Source organism: Arthrobacter sp. P1_B11, from assembly GCF_056406715.1.
In genome coordinates, this window is sequence record NZ_JBFTZQ010000008.1 from 103,064 (window position 1) to 127,415 (window position 24,352).

Annotated in this window: 22 protein-coding genes; 6 read left to right on the top strand and 16 right to left on the bottom strand. The window is 66.8% G+C overall.

Features of this window, described 5'->3' with window-relative positions; all coding sequences use genetic code 11:
- Positions 1 to 26: 26 nt before the first annotated feature.
- From rfaE2 to AC1D14_RS09055, 6 genes are all read right to left on the bottom strand, one after another.
- Positions 27 to 1,391: a D-glycero-beta-D-manno-heptose 1-phosphate adenylyltransferase gene (rfaE2, locus tag AC1D14_RS09030; RefSeq protein ID WP_476968325.1), complete on the bottom strand. Its 1,365-nt coding sequence runs from the start codon at positions 1,389 to 1,391 to the stop codon at positions 27 to 29.
- Positions 1,388 to 2,020, bottom strand: coding sequence for a D-sedoheptulose-7-phosphate isomerase (locus AC1D14_RS09035; protein ID WP_476876482.1), 633 nt, complete (start codon positions 2,018 to 2,020; stop codon positions 1,388 to 1,390). The genes rfaE2 and AC1D14_RS09035 overlap by 4 nt, the downstream gene beginning before the upstream one ends.
- Positions 2,021 to 2,109: 89 nt before the next feature.
- Positions 2,110 to 3,363 (bottom strand): glycosyltransferase, encoded by a 1,254-nt coding sequence (locus AC1D14_RS09040; protein ID WP_230119565.1) that lies wholly within the window; start codon positions 3,361 to 3,363, stop codon positions 2,110 to 2,112.
- A 32-nt stretch (positions 3,364 to 3,395) separates the two neighbouring features.
- Complete coding sequence (locus AC1D14_RS09045; RefSeq protein ID WP_230119564.1) at positions 3,396 to 4,358, bottom strand: glycosyltransferase; 963 nt, start codon at positions 4,356 to 4,358, stop codon at positions 3,396 to 3,398.
- Positions 4,355 to 5,431 (bottom strand): glycosyltransferase family 9 protein, encoded by a 1,077-nt coding sequence (locus AC1D14_RS09050; RefSeq protein ID WP_230119563.1) that lies wholly within the window; start codon positions 5,429 to 5,431, stop codon positions 4,355 to 4,357. The genes AC1D14_RS09045 and AC1D14_RS09050 overlap by 4 nt, the downstream gene beginning before the upstream one ends.
- Positions 5,428 to 5,964, bottom strand: a complete 537-nt coding sequence (locus AC1D14_RS09055) for a D-glycero-alpha-D-manno-heptose-1,7-bisphosphate 7-phosphatase (RefSeq protein WP_230119562.1) — start codon at positions 5,962 to 5,964, stop codon at positions 5,428 to 5,430. The genes AC1D14_RS09050 and AC1D14_RS09055 overlap by 4 nt, the downstream gene beginning before the upstream one ends.
- A 121-nt stretch (positions 5,965 to 6,085) precedes the next feature.
- Between AC1D14_RS09055 and AC1D14_RS09060 the strand changes: the two genes are divergently transcribed.
- Positions 6,086 to 7,021 (top strand): glycosyltransferase family 9 protein, encoded by a 936-nt coding sequence (locus AC1D14_RS09060; RefSeq protein WP_230119600.1) that lies wholly within the window; start codon positions 6,086 to 6,088, stop codon positions 7,019 to 7,021.
- On the opposite strand, the gene AC1D14_RS09065 is transcribed toward AC1D14_RS09060, so the two are convergent.
- Together AC1D14_RS09065 and AC1D14_RS09070 are read right to left on the bottom strand one after the other, a co-directional pair.
- Positions 6,916 to 7,836, bottom strand: a complete 921-nt coding sequence (locus AC1D14_RS09065; RefSeq protein WP_230119561.1) for a sigma-70 family RNA polymerase sigma factor — start codon at positions 7,834 to 7,836, stop codon at positions 6,916 to 6,918. The genes AC1D14_RS09060 and AC1D14_RS09065 overlap by 106 nt on opposite strands.
- Positions 7,837 to 8,236: 400 nt before the next feature.
- A complete protein-coding gene (locus AC1D14_RS09070; protein WP_230119560.1) occupies positions 8,237 to 8,776 on the bottom strand; it encodes an MSCRAMM family adhesin SdrC in 540 nt (179 codons plus the stop codon).
- Between the two features lie 194 nt (positions 8,777 to 8,970).
- Here AC1D14_RS09070 and AC1D14_RS09075 point away from each other — a divergent pair, with 194 nt between their 5' ends.
- Complete coding sequence (locus AC1D14_RS09075; protein ID WP_230119559.1) at positions 8,971 to 9,894, top strand: hypothetical protein; 924 nt, start codon at positions 8,971 to 8,973, stop codon at positions 9,892 to 9,894.
- 138 nt (positions 9,895 to 10,032) lie between these two features.
- Positions 10,033 to 11,127 carry a YihY/virulence factor BrkB family protein gene (locus AC1D14_RS09080; RefSeq protein WP_230119558.1) on the top strand — a complete coding sequence of 365 codons (1,095 nt, stop codon included), beginning with the start codon at positions 10,033 to 10,035 and terminating at the stop codon, positions 11,125 to 11,127.
- A gap of 70 nt (positions 11,128 to 11,197) precedes the next feature.
- Here AC1D14_RS09080 and AC1D14_RS09085 read toward each other — a convergent pair whose 3' ends face one another.
- From AC1D14_RS09085 to AC1D14_RS09100, 4 genes are read right to left on the bottom strand one after another with little or no spacing between them, the layout of a single operon-like run.
- Complete coding sequence (locus AC1D14_RS09085; RefSeq protein ID WP_476968326.1) at positions 11,198 to 11,962, bottom strand: glycosyltransferase family 2 protein; 765 nt, start codon at positions 11,960 to 11,962, stop codon at positions 11,198 to 11,200.
- Complete coding sequence (locus tag AC1D14_RS09090; protein ID WP_230119556.1) at positions 11,952 to 13,340, bottom strand: bifunctional PIG-L family deacetylase/class I SAM-dependent methyltransferase; 1,389 nt, start codon at positions 13,338 to 13,340, stop codon at positions 11,952 to 11,954. Before AC1D14_RS09090 ends, AC1D14_RS09085 begins: the two co-directional genes overlap by 11 nt.
- Positions 13,334 to 14,467 (bottom strand): acyl-CoA dehydrogenase family protein, encoded by a 1,134-nt coding sequence (locus tag AC1D14_RS09095; protein WP_230119555.1) that lies wholly within the window; start codon positions 14,465 to 14,467, stop codon positions 13,334 to 13,336. The genes AC1D14_RS09090 and AC1D14_RS09095 overlap by 7 nt, the downstream gene beginning before the upstream one ends.
- A gap of 8 nt (positions 14,468 to 14,475) precedes the next feature.
- The gene (locus AC1D14_RS09100; RefSeq protein WP_230119554.1) at positions 14,476 to 14,955 is read right to left on the bottom strand and encodes a Dps family protein; all 480 of its coding nucleotides are present in this window, start codon (positions 14,953 to 14,955) and stop codon (positions 14,476 to 14,478) included.
- 226 nt (positions 14,956 to 15,181) lie between these two features.
- Here AC1D14_RS09100 and AC1D14_RS09105 point away from each other — a divergent pair, with 226 nt between their 5' ends.
- Complete coding sequence (locus AC1D14_RS09105; protein ID WP_476968327.1) at positions 15,182 to 17,224, top strand: hypothetical protein; 2,043 nt, start codon at positions 15,182 to 15,184, stop codon at positions 17,222 to 17,224.
- A 253-nt stretch (positions 17,225 to 17,477) separates the two neighbouring features.
- Here AC1D14_RS09105 and lepB read toward each other — a convergent pair whose 3' ends face one another.
- Positions 17,478 to 18,023 (bottom strand): signal peptidase I, encoded by a 546-nt coding sequence (gene lepB, locus AC1D14_RS09110; RefSeq protein ID WP_230121506.1) that lies wholly within the window; start codon positions 18,021 to 18,023, stop codon positions 17,478 to 17,480.
- Entirely contained in the window at positions 18,011 to 19,615 is a 1,605-nt protein-coding gene (locus AC1D14_RS09115; protein WP_230121507.1) for a multicopper oxidase family protein, read from the bottom strand. Before AC1D14_RS09115 ends, lepB begins: the two co-directional genes overlap by 13 nt.
- A gap of 481 nt (positions 19,616 to 20,096) precedes the next feature.
- Between AC1D14_RS09115 and AC1D14_RS09120 the strand changes: the two genes are divergently transcribed.
- Positions 20,097 to 22,301, top strand: coding sequence for a VCBS repeat-containing protein (locus tag AC1D14_RS09120; protein ID WP_230120045.1), 2,205 nt, complete (start codon positions 20,097 to 20,099; stop codon positions 22,299 to 22,301).
- Positions 22,302 to 22,386: 85 nt separating this feature from the next.
- Here the strand turns inward: AC1D14_RS09120 and AC1D14_RS09125 are convergent, their stop codons facing one another.
- Both AC1D14_RS09125 and AC1D14_RS09130 read right to left on the bottom strand, forming a co-directional pair.
- Positions 22,387 to 23,064, bottom strand: coding sequence for an O-methyltransferase (locus AC1D14_RS09125; RefSeq protein ID WP_230120046.1), 678 nt, complete (start codon positions 23,062 to 23,064; stop codon positions 22,387 to 22,389).
- An 88-nt stretch (positions 23,065 to 23,152) separates the two neighbouring features.
- Positions 23,153 to 23,485: a thiamine-binding protein gene (locus tag AC1D14_RS09130; RefSeq protein ID WP_230120047.1), complete on the bottom strand. Its 333-nt coding sequence runs from the start codon at positions 23,483 to 23,485 to the stop codon at positions 23,153 to 23,155.
- 111 nt (positions 23,486 to 23,596) lie between these two features.
- Here AC1D14_RS09130 and AC1D14_RS09135 point away from each other — a divergent pair, with 111 nt between their 5' ends.
- Positions 23,597 to 24,217 carry a TetR/AcrR family transcriptional regulator gene (locus AC1D14_RS09135; protein ID WP_230120048.1) on the top strand — a complete coding sequence of 207 codons (621 nt, stop codon included), beginning with the start codon at positions 23,597 to 23,599 and terminating at the stop codon, positions 24,215 to 24,217.
- Positions 24,218 to 24,352 lie beyond the last annotated feature (135 nt).

Below are 24,352 nucleotides of genomic sequence, written 5' to 3' on the forward strand. Positions count from 1 at the left end.
GGACTGTTTCAGGTTTGTCGTGTTCCTCAGCTGACCTTGGCCAGCGCGTCCGCCAGGGCAGACGTGGACCGGGCCTGATGGAACGGCACCGTCACGCACCGCCCGCCCCAGCTTTCGACGAGACCCGCTTCGGGCAGCTGCGATGCCTGGTAGTCCCCTCCCTTCACCCAGATGGCCGGGCGCAGGAGATCCAGGCACGCCTGCGGGGTGTCCTCCTCGAAGACCATCACGGCGTCCACGCATTCGAGGGCAAGGAGAAGCTCGGCCCTGTCTTCCTGGCTCACGATGGGCCGCTGCTCACCCTTGATTCTGCGGACGGACTCGTCCGAGTTCAGGCACACAATTAGGCAGTCCCCCAGATCCCGGGCCGCCGCCAGGGTTCGGACGTGTCCGGCGTGCAGCAGGTCGAAGCAGCCTCCGGTCGCCACCACGGTTCCCCCGTTCGCGCGCACCCTCCGGGCCAGGGCATGGGCATCCCCGTCCCGTCGGTGCCGCCAGACCGGCCGGTGGCGGTCCGGAAGGGAGGCGACTCCCCCTGCACCCAGGAAATGTGCGGCCTCGTGGATGGCAAGTTCAACGGCGTCGTCGAGGCCGCGGCCTTCTGCCAAGTGCACCGCCAGGCTGGCAGCAAGCCTGTCACCGGCACCGCAGGGATCGCTGACGTCGGTCGGCGGCGCCGGGACGATCCGCGGCGAGCGATTCCGCGTTTCCACCAGCAGTCCGCCCCGCTCCCCCATGGTGACGAGCACGGCCTTGACCTGCCAGCGGTCCAGCAGGACACCCCCCGCTTCGGCAATTTCCGCAGGCGTGGCCGCCGCACTGCCGGCTGCCTTGGCCGCCTCGGCCAGGTTCGGCGTAGCCACCGCCACACCCGGCACCGGCACCGCACCCAAGGGGTGCGGGTCCCACACGATCGGAACGCTGACTGCCAGGGCCGCGAGGAGGGACCGGATTTCCGGATTCGCGGCCAGGCCGCGGCCGTAGTCCGCAACGATAATGACTTCCGCCTGTTCAATGGCCGTCAGCATGCCCGCCGTCGCCCCCGGAACGGCCGGGCGACCGCAGTCCTCGTCCACGCGGACCACAGGGTGGCGGCCGGCCCGTACCCGCGTTTTCACCGGCGTCCGGGCACCCGAGGGTCCGGCCACCACCCGTACACCGGCGAGCGCGCCTTCCAGCTCCAGGGACGCGCCGTCGTCGGAAAGCACGGTCACCAGGGTGACGCGGTGCCCGTCATGGGCGAGCATTCGGGCCACGAGCCCGGCGCCGCCCGCCCGCCGCCGGACTTCAGCGATGTCCACCACCGGCACCGGCGCGTCCGGGCACAGCCGGGTCGCCTCGCCGTCCAGGTCCACGTCCAGCAAAACGTCGCCTACCACTGTGATCCTCATCCGCGGTCAGCCTCCAGACCGGGGACGCCGCGGCTCTTCCGGGTGACCTCGGCCTCGAACGCCCGGCACATGGCATGCAGCGCAATCAGATGCCCCTCCTGCGCGTTGGCTGATACGGCGTCGATGGCCACAGCGTCGTCGCAGCAGGCGGCCAGCGGATTTGGCGCCGGCCCGGTAAGCGCCCAGGTGGTCACGTTGAGCCGGGCAGCCGCCTCGGCGGCGCGAAGCAGGTTGGGGCTCTTGCCGCTCGTGGACAGCAGCATGAGGACATCCCCGGACCGCCCGTGCGCCCGCACCTGGCGGGCAAAAAGTTCTGCGTAGCCATAGTCGTTTGCGATGGCCGTCACGGCAGAACTTTCGGCGTGCAGCGAGATCGCCGAGAAGGGCACCCGTTCGCCGTCGAACCTGCCCACCAGTTCGGCTGTCAGATGCTGGGCCTCGGCAGCCGAGCCGCCGTTCCCGGCCGCGAGCAGCCGCTGCCCGCTGAGCAGCCGCTGGGCCAGCTCAACACCCCAGGCCGCCAGCCGGTCGGCCTGGCTTTCAAGCGACCGCAGCGCCGGCAGGACACTTTCCAGATGGATTCTGACAGCCTCCCGGGAGGCCGCTGGGACGGTGATGTCCGGATCCAGTCTCTTCCCTGTGTGCGGGAAACCCGCAGGCCCGGAATCCACCGGCGGCAGGGACGGAAGCTCAGCTTCCTGCAGGGACCATTCCGTTGTCACAGTGCCGCTCCTTCCATCGGTTCCAGGCTGCTGGACTGCGCGGTTCCGGCTATGGCCAGCTGGTACGCCGTTTCAGTTTCCGCCGCGACCCGGCTCCAGGAGTAGCGCGCCTTGGCCCGACGTTCGCCGTTCTGTCCCAGTTTCCTGCGGAGCGCGGGGCTGGACAGTAGGGCTGCCACGGCCCCGGCAATGGCCTCCGGGTCCTTCGGCGGCACGTGCAGGCCAGTTGCGTGGTCCACCACGCTGTCCGTCAGGCCGCCCACAGCTGCCGCCACCACCGGGATTCCGCAGGCCATGGCTTCCAGCGGGACAATGCCGAAGGGCTCGTACCAGGGCGTGCAGGCTACGGCATCCGCGCTCCGGAAGATCCCCGGCATGGCTTCCCGCGGCACCTGGCCGCGGAGCTCCACCTGGTCCGCCACACCCAGGTCCCGGGCAAGGTCGAGCAGGCGGCGTGCCTCGGGATCCTGGCCGTCCGCCCCTGCGCCGCCCCCGACGATGAGGAGCTCGACGTCGTCGAAGCCGGCTTCCCGAAGGTACGGCAGGGAGCGGATCACCAGGTCCACCCCTTTCCGCGGGACGAGCCGGCCCACCGACAGAATGCGGTGGGCGCGGGTCCGGGCATCGGCCGGACCTTCGCTGGAGAACAGCTCCAGGTCCACCCCGCACGGCGCAATCGAGACCTTGCCGGTAGCGATCCCCATCGACTTCAGTTCGAAAACCTCGTCGGAGCAGGTGGCAATGATGCGGTCCGCCGACCGCCCCACGGACGGCTCGAGGAAACTGCGCTCCGCCGGGCTCGTGTCATCCGCGCCCTGATACCGGCGTTTGACTGTCCCGAGGGCATGGAACGTCTGCACCACGGGGACCCGGAAACCGGCCGGCCCGCGGCGCGCGGCGTCCAGCGCGGCGATTCCGGACATCCAGAAGTGGCCGTGGACCACGTCCGGCGGCTCGCCGCCCCAGTGAAGGACCACACCGTCGGCGAGCGCGCCCATGAAAGGCAGCAGTTCGTCCTTGGGCACATGGGTGGCGGGACCGGCGTCCACGTGGACCACCTCAAGCCTGGGCTGCACCCGCACCGTTGCGGGCAAATCCGGCGAATCGCGCCTCGTGTAAACCGTTACCCGGTGGCCGCGCCGGGCCAGGGCGATGGAAAGCGCAGCCACGTGGACGTTTTGGCCTCCCGCGTCCACTCCGCCAAGCGCCGCCAAGGGACTCGCGTGTTCCGAAATCATTGAGATCTTCAATGGGTAGTCCTTTCTCGCGCCGGGGTTAAAGCTCAGGTCCTGAGTTCGGCCAACACCTTGTCCCAGTCCGCCAGGAAACGGTCAAGACCGTAGCGTTCCAAGGCGGCCTCCCGCGCTGCCTTGCCCCGCCTGCGCGCCTCTTCGGGATCGTTGATGAGCAGTTCGGCGCACCGGCAAAGCTCCTGAACGTTGGTTGAGATGCCCCCAGCCTCGGGCGGAACGGCCCGCGCCGCCTCGGTGGTGGCCAGGGCCAGGACCGGCATACCGAGGTGCATCGCTTCCAGCAGCGCAAGTCCCAGCGACGTCCACCGGAGCGGGTGCACGTAGGCCCGGCAGCGGGCCAGCTCCCCGTGGAGTTCAGCGGTTTTCAGATCGCCGCGGATCCTGAGCCTCGAGGGCGGGATGCCGGTGCTGGCGTGAAGGCCGTCGCCGCCCATCCCGAAGACCTGGAGCGGGGCGGCCGCGGCGAAGCCGGGCAGCAGGTCCGTTCCCGTCACGCGCCCCCGCCGGACCGGCTCGTTCACTACGACGCCCAGTTCCGGAACTTCGCCGGTGTAGAGGTAGCCGGGATCGGGGATGCCATGCTCGATGACCATGGTCGGCGCCCTGCCGCTGTCCCAGAAGAGCTCGTTGAAATGGGTCACGTGGACCACGGGAATCTCACGCTGGCCGGCGAGGGGATGCAGCGTAAAGGGGACATCGCCCTTGGGCGTGTTGTGCTCAACGTAGACGGCGGGCAGCCCGACGCCGGGGCGCCGTCCCAGCACGCGGGCCACCTCGGCGGCTTCCTCGGGACGCTGGAGGACGACGGCGTCAAGACCGTCCGCGTCGAGCCCCGCCAGGGAGACCTCCCGGACTGATGCCGGCCAGTCCCGGCCAGCGCGGCCAAGACCCCAGGGGCCGCCGTCGGGCAGAACCGGCAGGAGGTAGTCGTGCCGTCCACGGACGAAGGCATCCGTCCAGGAGCCATGAACATGCCAGAGGAGAATTCTCATTGGCTACGGACCTTTCTCCGGGTACTGAGGGAGGAGACACCGCGCATCAGCCGTTCAACCGCCTCCACCACCTGTTCCGGCGACACCGAACCCAGGCACGGGTGCCCCGGTACCGGGCAGATTCTTGCGCGGCTCAGCCGGCATGGCGCATTTTGATCGCCGAGCAGTTCCAGCGGAACGCCGTACGGCGCCCAACGGACCGCTGGCACCACAGGTGAGAACAGGCTCACCACAGGTGTCCCGACGGCGGCCGCCAGGTGGGCGGGACCGGTGTTGCCAGTGACCACCGCCGCCGCGTTCGCCAGTACGCCCGCGAGAGTGTCCAGATCCGTCTCCCCGCCCAGGTCAAGGCCGGAGGGGCCGGCCACCGTTGCCGTGAGCTCCCGCTCTCCGTGTCCCCCGGTCACCACCACCCGGTGGCCGGCACCCACCAGCAGTTCCACGGCGGCGGCATGGTGCAGCGGAGGCCACGCCCGCGCCGGGACTGCTGCGCCAGGATGCACCACCACGTACGGGCCCTCCCCCACGAGGTTCCGGACGTCCGGCGGCTCCTTGACCATGAGTTTTCCGTCGTCGCCTGCCGTGAGCTGGAAACCTGCCGCCCGGGCGATGCCCAGCGCACGCACAGCTTCCGGCTGGTCCTCGGGAAAGTCCTCACCCGGCTTCAGCCGGACATCCAGGAGCGATCCGGCGTAGTCCGTCGAGGCCCCGGTGATGCGTCTCACCCCCGCAAGCCGCAGGAGCAGCGCCAGCGGGAGCGGGGACTGGTGAAACGACGTGAGGATGACAGCCTCGGTGATCCGGGAATTGCGGACAAAGTTCACCAGCGTGTCCGTGTGTGGACCGGTCACGGTCGGGGCGGGATTGGTGATCCATGGGCTGTCCCACGTGAAGACGTCCGCAACATCAGGCAGCAGCGCGGCTGCGGGCCGTCCCTGCGGCCCGCAGAGCACGACTACGTCGTTGCGGCTGCCGCCGTCGGCTCTCCTGCCGTTTGCCACGGCCCTGACGGCGGGGCCAGCCAGCAGAACATCGCCCGCGCTGTCCAGCCGGGCCACCAGAACCCTGCTCATGCCGGTCCCAAAAGCAGCAGGGCGACAGCCTGCTCGAGATCCGCTGCGACCTCAAGGGCCGCAGCAACCTCCTCGTTCAGTGTCAGCGGCGTGGGAACAAGCACGCCCCTCGCTCCGGCGGCCCGTGCTGCCTCGACGTCGCTGCCGATGTCGCCGATGAACGCCACTTCCGATGCATCGATGCCGAGCCGGCTGCACGCACTGTGGATCATGCCCGGGGCCGGCTTGCGGCAGCGGCAACCGTCCTCATCAGCGTGCGGGCAGACTTCCCACACATCAAAGGGCCCCAGAAGGTCCTCCACCCTTGCGTTGACGCTCTCCACCTGCCCCCGGGTCAGGATGCCACGTGCGATGCCCGACTGGTTGCTCAGGACCCCCGTTGCCAGGCCGCGGCTGCGCAGTTCGTCCAGGACCCGCCGCGCACCGGGAAACGGCCTGACCTCGGCCGGATCGCCGTTGTAGGGCACGTCCACAACGAGTGTGCCGTCCCTGTCGAACAGCACAGCCTTGAGCGGGGAAACGTTGCTCGCCATACCCCCTCCGTTCCCCTCCCGGGGAGACCTAAACAACCGGCAGTCCACTTCTTCGGACTAGACTCCTCGTCAGGCGGCCGGCCCGGGCGGCCTTCAGCCGAGGAGGCCAGCAGTGGAAGCAATGCACGCCAATCCTGGACAGCCGGTCCTGTTGGTCCTGCGGGCGCTGAAACTGGGCGATCTGCTGGTAGCTGTGCCGGCGCTCCGTGCGCTGCGCCGCGCCTTCCCGGACCACCGTCTGCTCTACGCGGCCCAGGGCTGGCTGGCCGAAGCCGTGGACCTGGTCGGCGGGTACGAACTGCTCCCCACGCATGGCTTGGATGTTCCCATTCCGTTGGAAACCGGCCGGGTGGACGTTGCGGTGAACTTCCACGGCAGCGGCCCGGAAAGCGACGACCGGCTGGCTGAAATGAGGCCCGGAACCATTCTTGGCCACCGCGCCCCCTCTAGGCCCGGACCGCACTGGATCGAGGACATCCATGAACGTGAACGGTGGACCCGCCTGGTGCGGTGGCACGGCATCGAGGCAGACCCCGCTGACTACCGGCTGCTTCAGCCGGCGGTCCCCAGTCCCTGCCCGGGCGCCACGGTGCTGCACGTGGGCGCGGCATACGGCAGCCGTCTCTGGCCCGTGGAGAGGTTCGCCGAGGTGGCCCGGAAGCTGGCGGCCGACGGGCACGCGATAGTGTTCACGGGCAGCTCGGCCGAGCGGTCCCGGGCCTTGGATGTTGCGCGTTTGTCCGGGCTCGGAGAGAACCACGTCCTGGCCGGTACGCTGGGGCTGTCCGAGTTCGTGGCAGCCATTGCGGCGGCTGGACTCGTGGTCTCGGCCGATACCGGAGCGGCACATCTTGCCTCAGCTTATTCGCGGCCCTCGGTTGTGCTGTTCGGACCCGCACCGGTGGAAGTGTGGGGACCGCCGCCGGGACCGCACGTTGTGCTTACGGATGCTCAAGCCCGCCGGGGGGACACGTTCGCGGCGACGCCGGACCCGGCTCTCCTCGCTGTTTCAGTGGAGGACGTGCTCGGGGCCGTTCGGGGGCTGCTGCTCTCCTGATCCTCTTCGGCCAGCAGCCGGCGCTGCAGGCGCACAAGAATGCGGGACAGGCGCCGCGACACCTGCATCTGGGAGATCCCGAACCGCCTGCCCAGTTCCGATTGTGTCTCTTCGAGGAAGTAACGCCGGTAGAGCATTTCCCGGTCGTCAGGGTCCAGCTCCTGGATCGCATCACTCAGGCAGACCAATTCTTCCAAATGCTCAATGGGCGTGTCTTCTGCGATCAGCATTTCTGCCATGGGCGGCCCGCCCCACGGATCCGCGGTGTCGAGTGAATCGGGATGCATGCTGCTCGCCGCGGCCTGGGCTTCCCTGACGTCCTCAGCCGAAACGCCCAGTTCACCTGCCAGCTCGTGAACGGTGGGAATATGGCCCAGGGATTGGGTCAGGTCTGGAGCCGTGCGCAGCAATTGCGTCCGGACGTCCTGCACCCGGCGTGGGGGCCGCACGGTCCAGCAGCGGTCCCTCAGAAAGCGCTTGAGCTCCCCGCTAATGGTGGGGGCGGCATAGGCGGGAAAGCTTTCGCCCTTGTTCTCATCGAACCCCCTGGCGGCCTTGACCAGTCCCAGGTACGCCACCTGAACCAGGTCTGCGCGGTCCCTGCCCCGGGTGGCATAGCGCGAAGCAAGGGACTCGGCCAGGTCCAGGTAGTTCAGCACCAGATGGTTCCGGAAGGCATCGTGGAGGCGGCCTGCCTGAGGGGCCGGCCCCTTGCAGGCGTGCCCGGCAGACCCGTGACGAGTTCCTTCGATCTGGAAGTCACCGCTGGACACCGCTGACATGTCCACAGTGGTGAGGGGAGGATTCTCTGGCATTGTCGGGGATTCCTTCGACCTGGATCTCGAGAAAGCCTTCGGCAAGACTTAGAAGAAGGAAATCATAAGCGTGCTTATTACACAATGGCTTTGCGGACGCCGTGGTGCATTTGGCCTGGCAGATCCAGCCCAACCGCGACCTCGCGCTGCTCCACCGGACCGACGTCACGGGCACAGCCAACTCACGGACACCGCGCGAGCCCGCAGCTAACTGGGATGGGAGCCCCGGTCGTCATCACTGGAGGCCATCAAGGAAGTTATATAGGGCATGACTAAGGGTGCCGGCGTCGTTCCGTCCCCGCCACTCAAACCGCGTCGCGCGCTGCCGACCGCCGCGCGGGCATTGCTCGGCCGGGGGCGCCGGGGACGGGACTAGCCGGACTGTATTGCGTGCGGTCCGTCACTCCCGCGGAGTGTTCCGGCGCGGATCGGCCGGGTTTGCCTCTGCGTCGGTCCGCGGATCTCGTCCGGCGTCTGCGTCGGCGCGGGGATCACGGTCACGGTCAGCCCCCATGTCACGGTCAGCCCTCATGTCACGGCCGGCATCAGTCCGCTGATCGGGGTCAACAACGGCCCCGGAACGGCGGCGACCTTCATCGTCCACGTCCGGGTCCAGCGCGTCAGCCTTGGTCAGGTGCTTCTCCGAATCGCTTCGAAGGCCCTGCGCCTCGGACTGCCGCTTCTCGGCCTCCTGGCGGAGCCGGGCAGCCTCGACCTGCGCCTTCTCTGCGTCCGACTTGGCACGGAGCGCGTGGGCCTCATTTTCACGGGCCTCAAGTTCGGCATTCTCCCCCTCCCTGCGGATTTCCGCAGCGTGCTGACGGTTGGTTTCATCGCGCTTTTGCCTAAAGGCCTCCTTGCGCTTGCGGCTCGTCATGAGGAGCAAAACGATCAGGGCAACGACGACGATTCCAACAACGATCCAAATCCAGGCATCCACCGTGGATCCACCTCTTTCCATTTCCAGCACGGGCCAGCCACTGTGTCGAAGGCCGTCTTGCAGGCCTCAACTCGCGGCCGATTGAACTAGCGGCAATCGGGGTACTTACTATCTAATAGTAATCATGCTTACTATTTTACCGCCAACAAAGCCGGTTGTGATCAGCAGCCCACCTTCTTTGAAAGAGAGCGATGATGACAGAAAGCCAATGGCCTCAGGATGGGAGCGATCCTGAAACCGCGGCCGCGCAGCACGCGGCCCCGCAACACCTCGCCGACCAGTCCAGTGGGGGCGAACAGGGCACGGCATCCTCGAAAAAGGAAACAGCCAAGGAGGAGGCGGCGGGCGTCGCCCGCATGGCTGCGGATTCTGCCCGGACCGTATCCGAGTCGGCGACGACCGAGGCTGCCCATGTCGCAGCCGAAGCACAGTCCACCGCCCGGGACTTGCTTCACCAGGCCAAATCCGAGCTGACCGGCCAGGCCGTCAGCCAGCAGCAAAAAGCAGCATCAGGCCTTCGGACCCTTTCGGAGGAGCTGCAGGCGATGGCGATGGCATCCGATCAGCCGGGGGTTGCCTCTGATCTGGTGAGGAAAGCCGCTGAACGCTCCTCGGCAGTAGCATCCTGGCTGGACGGCAGGGACCCGGGGTCAGTTCTCGATGAAGCAAAGTCGTTCGCCCGTAAGCGTCCAGGCACTTTTCTCCTGCTGGCAGCCGGTGCGGGTGTCGTCGCGGGAAGGCTCGCGCGTGGCCTAAGCGCCGGGGCACCTGAGGCTCCCGGAAGCTTCGTTCCCGCGGCCGGCACCGCCATACCGCCACCCGCGGTGGACCTGCCTGGAGCCGAGGCCGCGTCCGGAAGCTTCGTTCCCGCAGCCGGTATCGCTGTACCACCACCCGCTGTGAATCTGCCGGGTCCCGACGCCACCACCGCCGGGTTCTCCGGAGTGGCCCAGTACCCGGCCGTAACCCACATGCCCAGCCCACTGAATTCACCCCAACTGGCCGAGGATGCGCGGTCCAGTACACAGATTGCGGTCGATCCTCTGGCCGGCAAAGACCTTGCCGACGAGCCACTGGGGAGCGACCCGCTAACGCGCGATCGATCCCATCCCACGTAAGCGGCCGATGATGAGTGGTCTACCACGGAACGCAGAAGCCAAGGCCAACGTCCACCAAGCCTGACCCAGTTGACTGCAGGCGGCAAATACTCCAATACGGGATCTTGCCGGCCGCAAAGTGCCCGAAAGGATGGCCCCATGGCCACGAACGAAGCCCCGGAAACCAGTACAGCCAAGGCGTCCACGGCGCCCGCCCCTGATGACGCCCGCAAGCCGGACAGCCCCACCGATGTCACCAAGCCCTCCTGGAAGTACATTGCCAAGAAGACGCTCCGGGAGTTCAGCAAGGACCAGTGCCCGGACCTCGCCGCGGGACTCACGTACTACGCCGTTCTATCGCTCTTCCCGGCGCTGCTGGCGTTGGTTTCGCTGCTCGGCATCTTCGGCCAGGCGGAAAAAACAACAGCGGCCCTCCTGGACATTGTGCAGGGCATCGCGCCCGGCTCCACCGTGGACATGATCCGTGAGCCCATTCAGGAACTGACCAGCTCGCCGGCCGCCGGCTTCACCCTGGTCATCGGCCTCGCAACAGCGCTGTGGTCCGCTTCGGGCTACGTGGGCGCGTTCGGCCGCGCCATGAACCGGATTTACGAAATCGATGAAGGCCGCGGCTTCGTCAAGCTCCGCGGAACCATGCTTGGCGTGACCTTCCTTTCGGTGGTCATTGTTGCGCTGCTCGCGGCGATGCTGGTGATCAGCGGCCCGGTCGCGGAAGCTGTGGGCGGCGTCCTAGGGCTCGGCGGCGTGTTCCTTGCCGTCTGGAACATTGCCAAATGGCCGGTCATCATCCTGCTCGTCATCGTTGTCATCGCCATCCTCTACTACGCCACCCCGAACGTCAGGCAGCCGAAGATCCGCTGGATGAGCATCGGCTCCCTCATCGCCCTGATCGCGTTCGTGCTGGCCTCGGTGGGATTTGCGTTCTACGTGGCCAACTTCTCCAATTACAACAAGACTTACGGCGCAATCGGCGGCGTGATCGTCATGCTCCTGTGGCTCTGGATCCTCAACATGTCGCTGCTGTTCGGCGCCGAGTTCGACGCCGAGATGGAACGCGGCCGGCAGCTACAGGCCGGCATCGAGGCGGAGGAAACCATCCAACTGCCGCCCCGTGACACAAAGAAGAGCGACAAGCTCCAGGAGCAGGAGGAGGAAGACATCCGGCACGGGCGGGAGCTTCGCGAGAAGCACGCCGACCAGCAGAACGGGCAGTACCGCGCCGACACCAAGTGACGCACCCGCCTTCAGCGGAAGAACTTCAGGGGAAGCCGGGGCCGGCGGCAGCCGCTCCCGGGCGTGTTGGCTAGCCGCTGCGGAGGGCGGCGGCGGTCTCCACCCCGAGCGCCCGCAGGTAGGCACCAAATCCGTGCGGCGCCCGGGCGGAGGTCCGCCCCGAGGTGAGCACGCGTGTGCTGTCCGTTGCCACGACGGCACAGCCACGGCGCCGCAGCCGGTCCACGAGTACCTTGTCTTCCGCGGAGCGCAGTTCCGGAAATCCACCGGCCAGCAGGTAGGCCGAAGCCCGGACACCCAGATTTGCACCGTAAACGTGAGGGTGGTCTTCCTCAAACGGGTGCTTGACCCGCCACCGCCGGAGGAGCTCCGGGTCCACGTCCCCGGGGTCAGGTTCCACGGAGCCCAGCACCACGTCCCAGCCGGCGTCGGCGAATTCGAGCTGGCGCCACAGCCAGCTCTCGGGGACGCACGAGTCAGCATCGGTGCTGGCGAGCCAGGTGCCCGCCAGTTCTGACTGGCGGCCGCGCAGCGCCGCCGAAATTCCGGCGGCCCTGCTTGCGCCTGCGTTGTGGAACCGCTGATGCATCATCGTGATCCGGGGGTCCAGGCTGGCAAAACGGGCCACGATCTCGGCCGACCTATCGGTGCAGTGGTCCAGCACAACGGTAATCCCGACGACGGTGGCCGGCTTCCGCTGCACTACGGCCTCCACCGCCGCCCGGAGTGCGTCAAGGGCCTGCTTCAAGTGGCGCTCCTCGTCGTGCGCCGGCATGACCACCTCAACCCGGCGGATCAGGGGACGGGCCTGCGAACGGATTGACTCAGGTGCCATGCGCCGGCTCCGGGTCCTGCTGAATCACCGGCGCGAGGAACGTCTCCAGCACGAAATCGCGCTCCCGGTAGAGTCCTGCGGTTGGCCAGCGCAAGCGGTCCCTGGCCAGTGCGTGGACGGCGTCGCCGTCGAGCTCCCAGCCGGAAACCGGGTGCCGCCAGTGGCAAAGCAGCAGCGTTCCGCCGGGCGCCAGCGCCCCAGCGATGCGCCCGAAAAGCTCCCCGAGTTCGGCGGTCGTTAGGTAGTAGCCCACTTCCGAGACCACAATCAGGTCGAAGTTGCCGTCCGGCCATTGCTGCGGAAGCGTCAGGTGCCGCGCCTCCGCGCCGGCGAAGGGTGCCAGCCGCCGTGCCGCCCGCACCAGCGCTGCGCTGCTGGCGTCGACGGCCAGGAACCGCCCGCACCGCTGTGCCAGTTCGGCACTCAGGGTGCCGATCGAGCAGCCGATTTCCAGCCCGGCGTCGTACTTTGGCTCCGGCAGCGCTGCAAGCGTCAAGGCGCGCTTGCGCTGCTCATACCAGCTGTCCTCGTACCCCCACGGGTCCGCCGCCCCGAGGTGCACGGCATCAAAGATGCCCTCAGCGTCCGCGGCGCCCCGCCTTCCGGAGACCGGGGGCTGCCAGGCAAATATCTCGAACGCCCGCTCAAAGTGGCCAAGGAACCGGTCCGTGAGGAGCACTTCGTCGCCGCGGCGCTCCGACAGTGGCTGGACCTGCGAGGAGTGGGACCGCATGGCGTCACGCTTTGCGCGCTGCTCGCCGTCGCTCAGCGGAAGTCGAAGCCAGTTCTGCCAGGCCTGGTGCTCCGGCGCTGCCCAGAGCCAGTACCAGATGGGGTATTCCAGCAGCCCGTGGCCGCCGGCCGCCGCGAGCTCCGCTGCCACAGCCCCCAACGTGTCGTGGTCGATGTGCCCGTCGCCGCGGTAAGGGGCAACCAGCGCCAGCCGCTCCGGAGGTCCGGGATGACGGCCAACGGCCTCCGCCAGGTGCCGCGCGATCACCGCGCGGTCCTGGGCGAGCTTGCCGTCCGCCAGCTCCAGGAACTGCCAGCGCCCGGCCAAGCCGAGCCCGGACATGGCAGCCGCAAACTCGGCCAGCCGGACGGCCGCAAGCTGCTCCGGCGTTGTGGTCGGAGAGCCCGGGTGGGAGGCCTCCCCTGCCGAGCACAGCAGCACCTCCACGTCGGCACCGGCCCCGGCCAGCCGGGAAAGGAGGCCGCCCGCACCGAGCGATTCGTCATCGGGATGGGCAGCGAGCAGGATGAACGTCATATCACCCAGCTCGCCGGAATCCAGCGGAAGTTCGCCCAGGCCCCCGAGCCCGCTTGTCGCCCAGGCAGCCTCATCCGTGCCGCTGTCCGTGTGGGCGAAGGTCACCACGCGTGATCCCCCTTCAGGGTCAGCGCACCGAGCTGGGCGTCATCGCGCATCGCGTGATGCTGGCGGACGTACAGCGACAGGTCCGCCATGCACTTGCCGTACCGTTCGTCGAAGGCCAGCGGCCCCGGCCCCAGGTTTTGGCTCACCAGGAGCTGGACGCGTTCGACGGCGGCAGCAACAGTTCCGCGGACGCGGAGCGCCTCGCCCCACGCACCGGGCTCCTGACCGGCCCCAAGCTCCTCCGGCGACGTTTCAGGAGACTCGCTGGCTCCACGCTTCCCCGCGCTGCCCAGCAGGCCGCGGTCGACCAGCTCAGCGGTTCTGGCGAGATGCCCGATCGCTGACGTGAGGATACGGTCCACCTCGCCAAGGCTGGCGAGGGCCACCTGATCGGGCTGACGTTGGGACTGGGTCCCCCCAATCAGGGCGGCCTTAAAGTACCTGCCCACCGCTACTGCACCCCCCAGCCAGCATGCCGCCACGCCCATGCCGCCCCAGGCGAAGCCCGGCCGCTGGAAGTACCACCCCTCGTCGCCAAGCGGCACTCCGGCCACCCGGTCGAAATGGACAGTGCCGCTGGGAATTTCCCTCAGGCCCAGGCTGGTCCATTCCGGATCGGCGCAGGTCACGCCGGCATCCCTGAGGTCAACGGCAAAGGCACCGCGGCCGCCGGCAGGAGTGTGCGCGGTGACCACGGCGTGGTCCACGAATTGTGCCAGCGAGCACCATGGCTTGGACCCGGTGAGGTGCAGCTCTCCCCGCGCGTCTCCGGACTCCGCGTTCAGCCGCGTGCCGGCGCCTTCGGCAGCAAAGACACCCCAGGTTCCGGTGAAGGAACCGGCCTTTCCTGCCTGCGCAAGGATGGCGCCGGCGTCCAGGTGCGGTTCAAGGATTCGGCCTGCCGCCACGTCGATGGAGGCAACGGAAGCCAACAGTTCCCACAGCCTGGCTGTACCTCCGTCGCCCGGCTTCGGCGCGGTCCGGCCGGCCTCGTGGGCTGCAGCCAGGAGCGCGGGAACGTCCCCTACGGCGGCGGCAAATGACTCGAGGGCGGGAGCAAGTTCGCCGAGCTGCTCCGGCGTGGAGCTGATGCGGACGGCCTGCCAGCGGCGGTGCGGCGGGCTCATCAGGCTGCTCAGTCTCCCGCCGGTGAAGTCACCGACGCCGTGGGGGTCATGATTTCCGCGTTCACCATCCATGCCAGCTGCTCCAGCCGCGTGATGGCCGCGTGCAACAGGTCGGCGCTGGTGGGGTCTTCTTCGTCCACCTCGTCATGGACGTCCCGCATGGTCTTGACGGTCTGCTCCAGCCGCGCGGTGATGAGCTTGACCGTGTCCTTCGTGGAAGTCAGGCCGCCGGGGAACTGTTCCAGCCTGGTGTCCGCTGAAACTGTCGAGCTTCTGCCGTCCGGAAGGGCGTGCAGGGCACGCATGCGTTCCGCCGTCTGGTCCGCGAACAACCGTGCACTGGCGATGATTTCGTCCAGCTGCAGATGCAGGTCCCGGAAGTTGGTTCCCACCAGGTTCCAGTGCGCCTGCTTCCCCTGCACATGGAGTTCGATCAGGTCGGTGAGGACCTTCTGAAGGTTGCTGGCCAGGGTCTGGGACGCTTTCATTTTCTTCCTCCGCTGCTGTTGCCCGGCACCGGCCGCGAGCGGCCGGCCAAGATGATTCCAAGCATACTTATCTTCCGGTGGGCGCGGGCACGGCGTCCTGCCTTCCAGAGGGCCGGGGGGTGCCGCCGTTTTCGGACTCCCACCGATCCCAACGTTGCCAAAGGTTTTCACAACTCGGGCAACGTTTATTGGTTGCCATCAGCGCCATACCTGAGGAGATATACCAATGGCAACCAACCCACCCGATGGCTCAGTCCATCAGCTGAATCCGCGGTTCTCTCCACCGTTCGCCAGCCCGATTGCCGGGCGGTTTGGCGGCCGGCGGACCATCGCGGCCGCGGCAACTGTCCTGCTGTCGGTGACAGGCGTCACCTCGGCCGTGGCCGCGACCCAGGTGACCGAACAAAATCTGGCCACCAACAAACTTGTTTCTGTCGGTCCGGTCAATGCCGAGAACGGCTTCCCCTCCTGGTACGAGGACCGGTCGGGAACACGCGTAGAGCTCTGCCTCGACGCGGAAAACCCGCTGTGCGGCTTCCTGCCTGGCGACATCCCCAATGACACAGCGCCCATTTCGTTCCCTGACAACTTCCCCGAAGAAGCGTTCTACATGCTCGCCAGCTCCGGCCTTGACCTTCCCGGCGGTGGAAAGGCCACCTTGGTGCTCGGCCTGGAGGCCGCGTTCGCCAACACGGTCACGGACGGCGACCAGATGGTCTTCGGCCGTCAGAGGATTGTGGTGAAGGGCGGTCCCGCAAATGCCACCCTTACCTTCCAGCATCCCTACGGCACCATCACAGTCGACACGGACGGCACGGGAGCCGGCAGGCTCGTCGAGGACATCTCCCCCGCCGTGGGCAACTTCACCACAGCACTTAAGAGCAACATCGGCCCCTTCCTCAAATGGGATCCGGCCACCGCCCCGGCAGCACCTGCCGGGTACCTTGGAGATCCGAACCAGGACCACACGGTGACAGGCGGCCTTCGTAACACGTTCTCCGTCAGCGGCGGCGGACTCAACCTGTCAACCAATCAGTTCACCCTCCAGGGAAAGATTGCAACCAACAGCGGCGTGAGCGCCGATTCTGCCGTAGTCAACGGGAACATGATCGATATCTTCGCCAGCAGCAAGCCCGCGGCCCAGCTGCAGGTCGAGGCACAGGCAGGGAAATTCGCTCTCACGCCGATGGCCACGGATGCGGACTCCGGCCGCTTCTACGCCCGGATCCCGTTCACCGGAACCGCACCAACATCGGTCAAGATCACCAACATCGCCGACAAGCCCGCCAGCAGCGGCACCATTACCGTGACCAAGCCCAGTAGCATCACGGTCACGAGCGCCACCTTTGACGGGGCGAAGCTCAACGTAGCAGCCCTCTCCAGTTCAGGCGACCCACTGGAAGTCGTCGGAGTCGGACCTTTGGTCAACCCCGCAGCTGGCGGCGCGCCAGCCCAGGGCTCCTGGACCCTCAATGCGCCACCCGCCAAGGTAACGGTGAAGAACGCCGCCGGGGACACGGCATCCCTTGCGGTGAGCGTCTCAGGCGGCACTGCCACCCAGGCAGGACTTCCCCCGCTGAGCCCAACACCCGATCCCGGTCCCGTAGTTGACACAGGGACCGGCACCACGCCACCAGGCGGCGGCACCACCACGCCACCGGGCGGCGGCACCACCCCGCCAACCACGCTGAAAGCAGCGGCGACGCCGGCATCAGCTACGGTAGCCCGCGGCGCAAGCGTCCAGCTTGACGGCAGCACATCAACCGGGGGCGTCAGCTACAAGTGGTCGCAGGTGGACGGCCCGGCCGTAACGCTGGCCGGCGACACCACGGCCAAGCCGACCGTTGCGGTTCCGTTCTACGCCAAGACCACGGACACTGCTCCGCTGCCGGCAGCAGTCGCAGGACCTGCCCATATCAAGCTGGTCGTGACAGCCCTGGACGGCAGCACGAGCGAGACAACTGTTGCGCTGACCATCCAGACCGACGCTGTGGCAATCGATGCGGGCTCCCGCCACCGCATTGGCACCGAGCTCCGGATCACCGGCACATCCGCCCTGGCGGGGAGCACCGGCGTTCTGACCCCGGCCACGTCGGTCGTGATCTACGACATGACCAGCGGTACCGCGGTGAAGATCGGCACCGCACAGGTCGACACCCTCGGCGCCTGGTCCTACAAGGCCAAGCCCGGACCGACCAGGCAGATCACCAGGGTCATGGTCCAGTCCACTCGGGGAGGCACGGCAACGTCAGCCATCGCCACCCGTTGATCCGCACCGGCTGACACGTCAGCGCACAGCAACAGGGCCCCGTCCACACCGCGGACGGGGCCCTGTTGCTGTGCGGGGACGTCCTGGCAGTCGGACAACCCTTGGCAGACCAACGACCCTGACTTACCGACAACATAGGAAAGCGGCCCCGGGCTCTGTGAACTGCTGCCCGGGACCGCCTCCCCATACCTGGCGACCCTACGTCTGTCGACGCATTGTGCCTGTTGCCGCTTCCGCCGGCCCGGCAGGACGCCTAACGACCCGACGGCGGCCACAGCACGGTCGCCTGCACGTTCTCCAGCGGGACGCTGCCGTAGATGCGTGAGTCGATGGAGCCGGACCTGTTGTCGCCGAGGACGAAGAGGTGGCCCGCAGGTACGGTGACAGGACCGAAATACGTGCCGTCAATCCGGCTTTGGTCGATTCCCGGCTCAGGCTGCGGCACGCCGTCCACGACGAGGACGGCGTCTTCGATGGCAACGGTCTGGCCTTGAAACGCGATGGCACGCTTGAGCGCCGGATGTCCGTCCTCGGGGCTGGTGAAGACTACGAGAGACCCGGCTGTAAGACTGCCAAGGGCCGGTCCGGCTTTGTACAGCAGGATCGTGGAGCCCCGGGGCACCGCCGGTTCCATGCTCTCGGAGCTCACCGTCATGGGCTCAAGCACCCACAGCCGGGTGGCGAGCAAACCGGCGGCCAGCACGGCCGCCGTCGTGGTTTTCTTCCCCCAAAAGCCCTGCCGGGAAACTCCGGCAGGGCTTTCGGTTCTTGCTACTGGCAGGGGGGCTAAGCGTCCCATTGGGGAAGTGCCGCCGTCATGGGGTCGCAGGGATCGTAGTCGTCTTCCTTCAGGCCGACGCGGAACTGGACCATCATGTCGTGGTCCTCATGGGGAAGGTTATGGCAGTGCACCATGTACCGGCCCTTGTGCGGACCGAACTTCATGAGGAGCCGGACCGTCTCGCCTTCGCCCACATAGACCACATCCTTGGGACCGAGTTCCTGCGGGAACGGGGCCCTGCCGTTGCGGCTCAGGATTTTGAAGTCAACCAGGTGGATATGAACCGGATGGAACCAGCCTCCTGACTTGTTCTCAAACTCCCAGATCTCGACGGCGTCGAGGTCCACTTCCGCGGAAACCTTCTTGTAGCCGCTCGCGATCACGTCGTGCCAACTGGTGTCATCGATGGTCCACATGTTGGTGGTGTGGTTCCGCTTGACCCTGAAGCGCCGGACCTTTTTAGCCTGCTTCTCGGTCAGGGCCATGACCTCATTGCCCGGAGCCAGCAGCGTGGGCATGGTGTTCCAGGTGGCGTCGGCGGTGTCGACGGGCTCGTCGGTGACGTCAAAGGCCATGACCTTGTTCGTGAAGTCGTAATCCACGTTGTTCTTGTTGGACAGGTTCCGCAGTTCAATCCGCTGACCGGTCTTGTATTTGCGGAAATCAATCAGGACCTCATACCGTTCCGCGCCCGCGTGCCGGTAGTTGGCCACGCTCTGCGGCTTGGGCATCAGGCCGCCGTCGGTGGCCACGACCACCAGGGGATCTCCCGTGCTGAGCGTGAGCTTGAGCGAACGGGAGATGCTGCAGTTCAGGATGCGGAAGCGGTAGATCCGCTTCTGGACCTTCATGACCGGCCACGGCTTGCCGTTGACCAGGATGACGTCCCCCCACAGGCCCGAGTGCGTGTTGTCGTCATAGCCCAGGGCACCGTTGGCCGCGAACATCGCGTCGGAAATTACCAGCGGCACATCGTATTTGCCCTGCGGCAGGAGCTTCCGCTCAACCGGATCGTGCATGTGGTACTGGGCCGCCAGGCCCGAGTAGGCGTTCTGGGCCGTGAAGTGGACACCGTGGTCGTGGTACCAGAGAGTCCGGGCCGGCTGGAAGTTGGGGTAGTTGTAGTCCTTGAAAAATCCGGGATGGGTAATGTCGCTGGCGTACCCGTCATACTGCGGCAGCGAAGCCGATCCGTGCAGGTGGACCGACGTTGCCAGCACGTGGCCATCGTTGGGGTGCGTTGCCGGCAGCTGGTTGCGGACACGAAGCACGGCCTTGGTGCCCTGGTCGAGGCTGATGGTGGGTCCGGGAAAGATGCCGTTGTACCCCAGGATCGGAGTCTTAAGCCGCGGCAAAATGGAGGCCATGGCCGCTTTTTGAGTCAGGGTGTAGTAGTTCACAGGCCCGCCGTCGGCGGGGTCCACTCCCACCCGGTCCTGCTGGAGGACCGGGGGCTGGACAAAGGCTGACTGGAACGGCTTGGGCATTTCTGCACTGCTGAGGCGACTGGCCGACTTGGCTTCCACTTCGCGGGACGGAAACGAAAGCGCGCCAGCCCCCAGGGCACCTAATCCACCCAGCAGCAGGACTTGTCGTCTTGACACGGTCATTGCCAGGGCTCCTTTCGAATGATTGCTCCGAGCATGCCGGGCGATTCTTGGGAAAAGGTCCGAACAAGTGACTCCCGGGTAACAAACAAGGTCCAACCACCCCTATTCGGGCCCCCTCAAATCGATGGCCTAACCCCTCACGCCGGGCGCGGGCCCCTTGCGGGGGGCGGCGGGTGGGCCCATACGGGGCGCGGCCCAGCGGGAAATTCCCAAGTCCCGGCAGGCAGGCTGAAGCAGGTCCAAAACCGGAGCTTGGCCTGCGCGGACAGGGACCAGGGCTGCCGGACCGGGCACCGTATCCCCTGCGGCGCCCGAGCCGGCCGCCCGTCCCGCGGTGCCGGAGCCGCCCATTTTCACCATCGGTTTTGTCCGACGTTAATCCAAGGTGGGTGCGCCATTCTGGCGGTGGTTGGGAATGCACCTCCCGATCTGGCCTTGTTGGTACTGGGGGCCATAAATCGAGTGTCCATAAGGAGTCACCATGTTCTCGCACGCCGTAATGAGGCCCAAGATGCCCGACGGAGCACACCGTTCAGGGCCGGCCCACCGCCGGTCCGCCACCACCGCAACTGCCCGCATTGCCCCCGTTGCCGCCGGCGCCTTGCTGGCCACGGCCCTCGCGCCGCTGGGCGCCCTTCCCGCCAGCGCCGAGACCGCCGGCATGGGGCCGGTGGATTCTGCCAACGGGTTCCCCACCTGGTATTCGGACGGATCGGTCAAGCTGCAGCTCTGCTATGAGGCCGGCAAAGGCTGCCTCTCCGAGCCGCCCGACCCGAACTCGCCGGCATCCTATCCGGACAACTTCCCGGAAGAAGCCTTCTGGTTCCAAGCCTCCGCGACGGGCGGCAATCTCAGCACTTATGAGGCGGCACTCGAAGGAGCCCACGTCAACGGCCCCGTTGTTCCGGGAGAGCAGATGGGCTTCGGCCGGCTGCGGTTCATAGTCGATAACCTCACTCCCGGCGCAAGCTACACGATTACACACCCGTACGGCATCAACACATTCGTTGCCGAACCGGACCCAAAGGTAGGTGGCCGGATCAAGCAAACCATCGACGCCGGCGTCTGCGCTCCCTCGGCCACAGTGCCCTGCGACTGGGCCGGAGTAGGCGCGGCCTTCCTGGGTAACTACGCCACCGGCACCACCGCAACGTTCCTCCGCCAAGTCGGAGCAGCTCCGGGAACTCTCGGCGACATCAACACCGCGAGGCCAGTAACCGGCGCCCCGTCAGGGACCAATGCTGTCACCATCACGGGTCCCAACGCCGGCGGCCCCGGGGTGAACACCCTCACGGTGAACACTTTCACCGTCCAGGGGCTTATCGCCGACGGGTCCGACGGCGGGCCCTCCACGCCTGACCTGGCAACGGCCAGCGACAGCGGCCGTTCCGCGACCGACAACATCACGCGGGTCACCACGCCGACCATCATCGGCACCCTTCCGGCAGGCGCTGCGGGACCCGTGCAGCTGATTGTCGACACCGGTGCCCCCCGGGCCACAACGCTCACCGGCTCCAGCTACTCCGCCACGCTGGCCGCACTGGCCCAGGGCGTTCACAGTGTGCAGGCCCGCATCACCAACCCGGCCTTCGCCGCCGATCCCACGCAGCCACAGTTCCTGACCTCGGCGAAGCTCACCTTCACCGTGGACACCGCGGCGCCCGCCGTCTCGGTGACCGCACCGTTCCCGTCCTCGCCCAGCCTGGACAGCACGCCCACGTTGAGCTTCACGGGTGAGGCCGGGGCCCGGTTCGAATGCCAGCTGCTGCCCAGCAACGCAACCTGGGATCCCACCTGCGCCTCACCAAAGACGTGGGATGCACAGGTCAACGGAACGTACGTCTTCAACGTCCGGGCCACCGACGCTGCCGGCAACGTCAGCGCAATGGCTAACCGCACCGTGCAGATCGGCACGACTGTCACCGCACCAACGACTAAGCTGCAGGACTTCAACAGCGACGGCAAGGCGGACGTCGTGTCCCGCGATTCCGCCGGTGTCCTCTGGCTCTACCGCGGCAACGGAACCGGCGGTTTCCTGGCGAAGACCAAGATCGGCGCCGGCTGGAATTCGATGACGGCCATCGTCAGCACCGGCGACTTCAACGGTGACCGTAAAGCCGACATCGTAGCCAGGACCTCCACCGGCCTGCTGTATCTCTACAAGGGCAACGGTGCCGGGGGCTTCTCCACCAAGGTCCAGATCGGGACCGGCTGGAACTCTTTCAACAGCCTCACCGCTCCCGGTGACTTCAACGGAGACCGGAAGCCGGACCTGACCGTCCGCGACGCCACTGGCAACCTGTTCGCCTACCTCGGCAACGGAACCGGCGGCTTCACCGGGCGGATGCAGATCGGCACCGGCTGGAACGGCATGAACGCCATCGTGGCTCCCGGTGACTTCAACAGTGACGCCAATGCGGACCTGGTAGCCCGCGACGGCGCCGGAAACCTCTGGCTCTACCGTGGCGACGGTTCCGGCGGGTTCCTCGCAAGGGTCCTGATCGGTGCCGGCTGGAACGGCCTCAGCATCGTAGCTCCCGGTGACTTCAACGGAGACCGCAAGGCCGACCTGACGGCCCGCGACTCCCGCGGAAACATGCTCCTCTACCGTGGCAACGGATCAACCGGTTTCCTCGGCAAGTCCCTGATCGGCACTGGCTGGAGCTCCATGAACGCCATCGTGTAGTTCCCTACTTCAACCAAGGCACCGCCCGCGTACACCCGGTACGCGGGCGGTGCCTTTTAGTTTTGCTCAATGCTTGCATTCGGTTCTAGCGGACTACCGCAAGCGCGAATCCGTCCCAGCCTTTGGAGCCCACCGTCTGGATAACTGTGGCGTCCAGCCGGCTGTCCTCGCCCATCATTTTCAGCGCACCGAGGATGCCGGGGGCGTTGATCTCGTCCATGGAGGGGTCCAGCACTGCGCCTTCCCAGACCACGTTGTCCATCACGATGGTGGTCCCCGGCCTGCCAAGGCGGATGGCCCAGTCGAGGTAGTGCGGATTGTTCTCCTTGTCCGCATCGATGAAGACGAAGTCGAAAGGGCCTCCTCCTTCTGCCTCCAGGACAGCAAGCGTCTCGAGTGCGGCGCCCGTGCGGATGTCCACCTTGTGGCCGACGCCCGCGGCGTCCACGTTCGCGCGGGCAACCTCAGCATGTCTGGCGAGGTATTCGCACGTCACCAGCCGCCCGTCGTCGGGAAGCCCCCGGGCCATCCAGATGGTGCTGAAACCTGCCAGGGTGCCGATCTCCAGTACGCGGCGGGCGCCGCAACTCATGACCAGCAGCTTCAGCAGCTTGCCGGCGTTCGGGGTCACCTCGATCGGCGGCATCCCGGCCTCGACGGCGGACTGCACCGCGCGCTTCAGCGCTCCGTCGGGATGAACGACGGCGGCGGACAGGAACTCTTCTACGGCCACCCACCCGGGCTGCGGCTTATGCTCAAACATGGCCCCAGTCTCGCAGTAACAGGACAAGCCCGGCTAGGGCCGGTCCGGGGCCGCGACCCTGTCAGGGCCGGTCACCGGCCGGTCCGGGTCAGGAGTCCCCGGCGATGACGTTTTCCAGCCGCTCCACCTTGGCTGTCAGTTCGCCGGAGAAGCCTGGCCGGATGTCGGCCTTGATCACCAGCGAGACCCTGCTGCCGTACTTGCCTACTTCCTCGGTGGCGCGCTTTACGACCGCGAACACCTCATCCCATTCACCTTCTATTGTGGTGAACATGGAGTCCGTCTGATTGGGGAGTCCCGATTCCCTAACGATTTTGACTGCGGCGGCTACGGCGTCGTGCACCGAGGCGTCCGCGGCCCCGCGCTGGTGCGTCGGATCGGCAGGAGTTCCGGACGGGGCAACTGAGAATGCAAGCAACATGGGTCCAGTCTGGCACGCCGGGAACCTCGCCGGCGGGGTGTCCTGCGTCATATTCGAGGCTACCAATCGGTAACGAAGTCGGCGGGAGACTGCGTTGCTAACCTTTTAGATATGAACCTCGCAGTAGAGCGCAAGCCCCTCCGTGCCGACGCTGCGCGCAATGTGGACAAGATCATTAACGCAGCCCGTGAGTGCTTCCGCGACTACGGCCCGGATGTTCCGCTGCAGACGATCGCCGCCACTGCCGGTGTGGGTCCCGCGACGCTCTTCCGGAACTTTTCAGACAAGGAACAGCTGGTCCTGGCAGCACTGAACCGCCAGCTCCGTCTCACCGTTGATCCGGTCATTGATGTCGCACTGGCGGGGCAGGATGCTGCCGAGGGCCTTTTCCGCGTGATCGATGCCATCATGGCCGCCGCAAGTGAGAACGCCAATCTGCTTGGTGCGGTGGCCGGGCGTCGTGACCTGCTGACCGGCATCACCGGCAGCCTGATCGAATCGGTGGGCGTGCTCCTGGGCCGGGGACAGGGCCAGGGCACCCTCCGGGTGGACATCTCGTTGACGGACATGGTGCGTCTGCTCGCCATGCTGATCGGCGTGGTGGACACCATGGAACCGGGCTCCGATGCCTGGCGGCGGCCGGCCGCCCTGGTCGAGGACGCCATCCGATCGGAACGGCCGGGCCGGCCACTGCCGCCCCAGGTGCCGCTCCCGGGCACGCAGTTCGAGTAGGCGGAGGCTCGGCTTTTGGCGTTCCCGCGAGGCCACGTCCGATGCTGTAAAGCTGCGCCGGATATTCCGCTGAAGTGGCTGGCACAGTAAGCTGATCAGACCAGTGGTTAGGCAGCCAGCCTCGGTACATTCCTT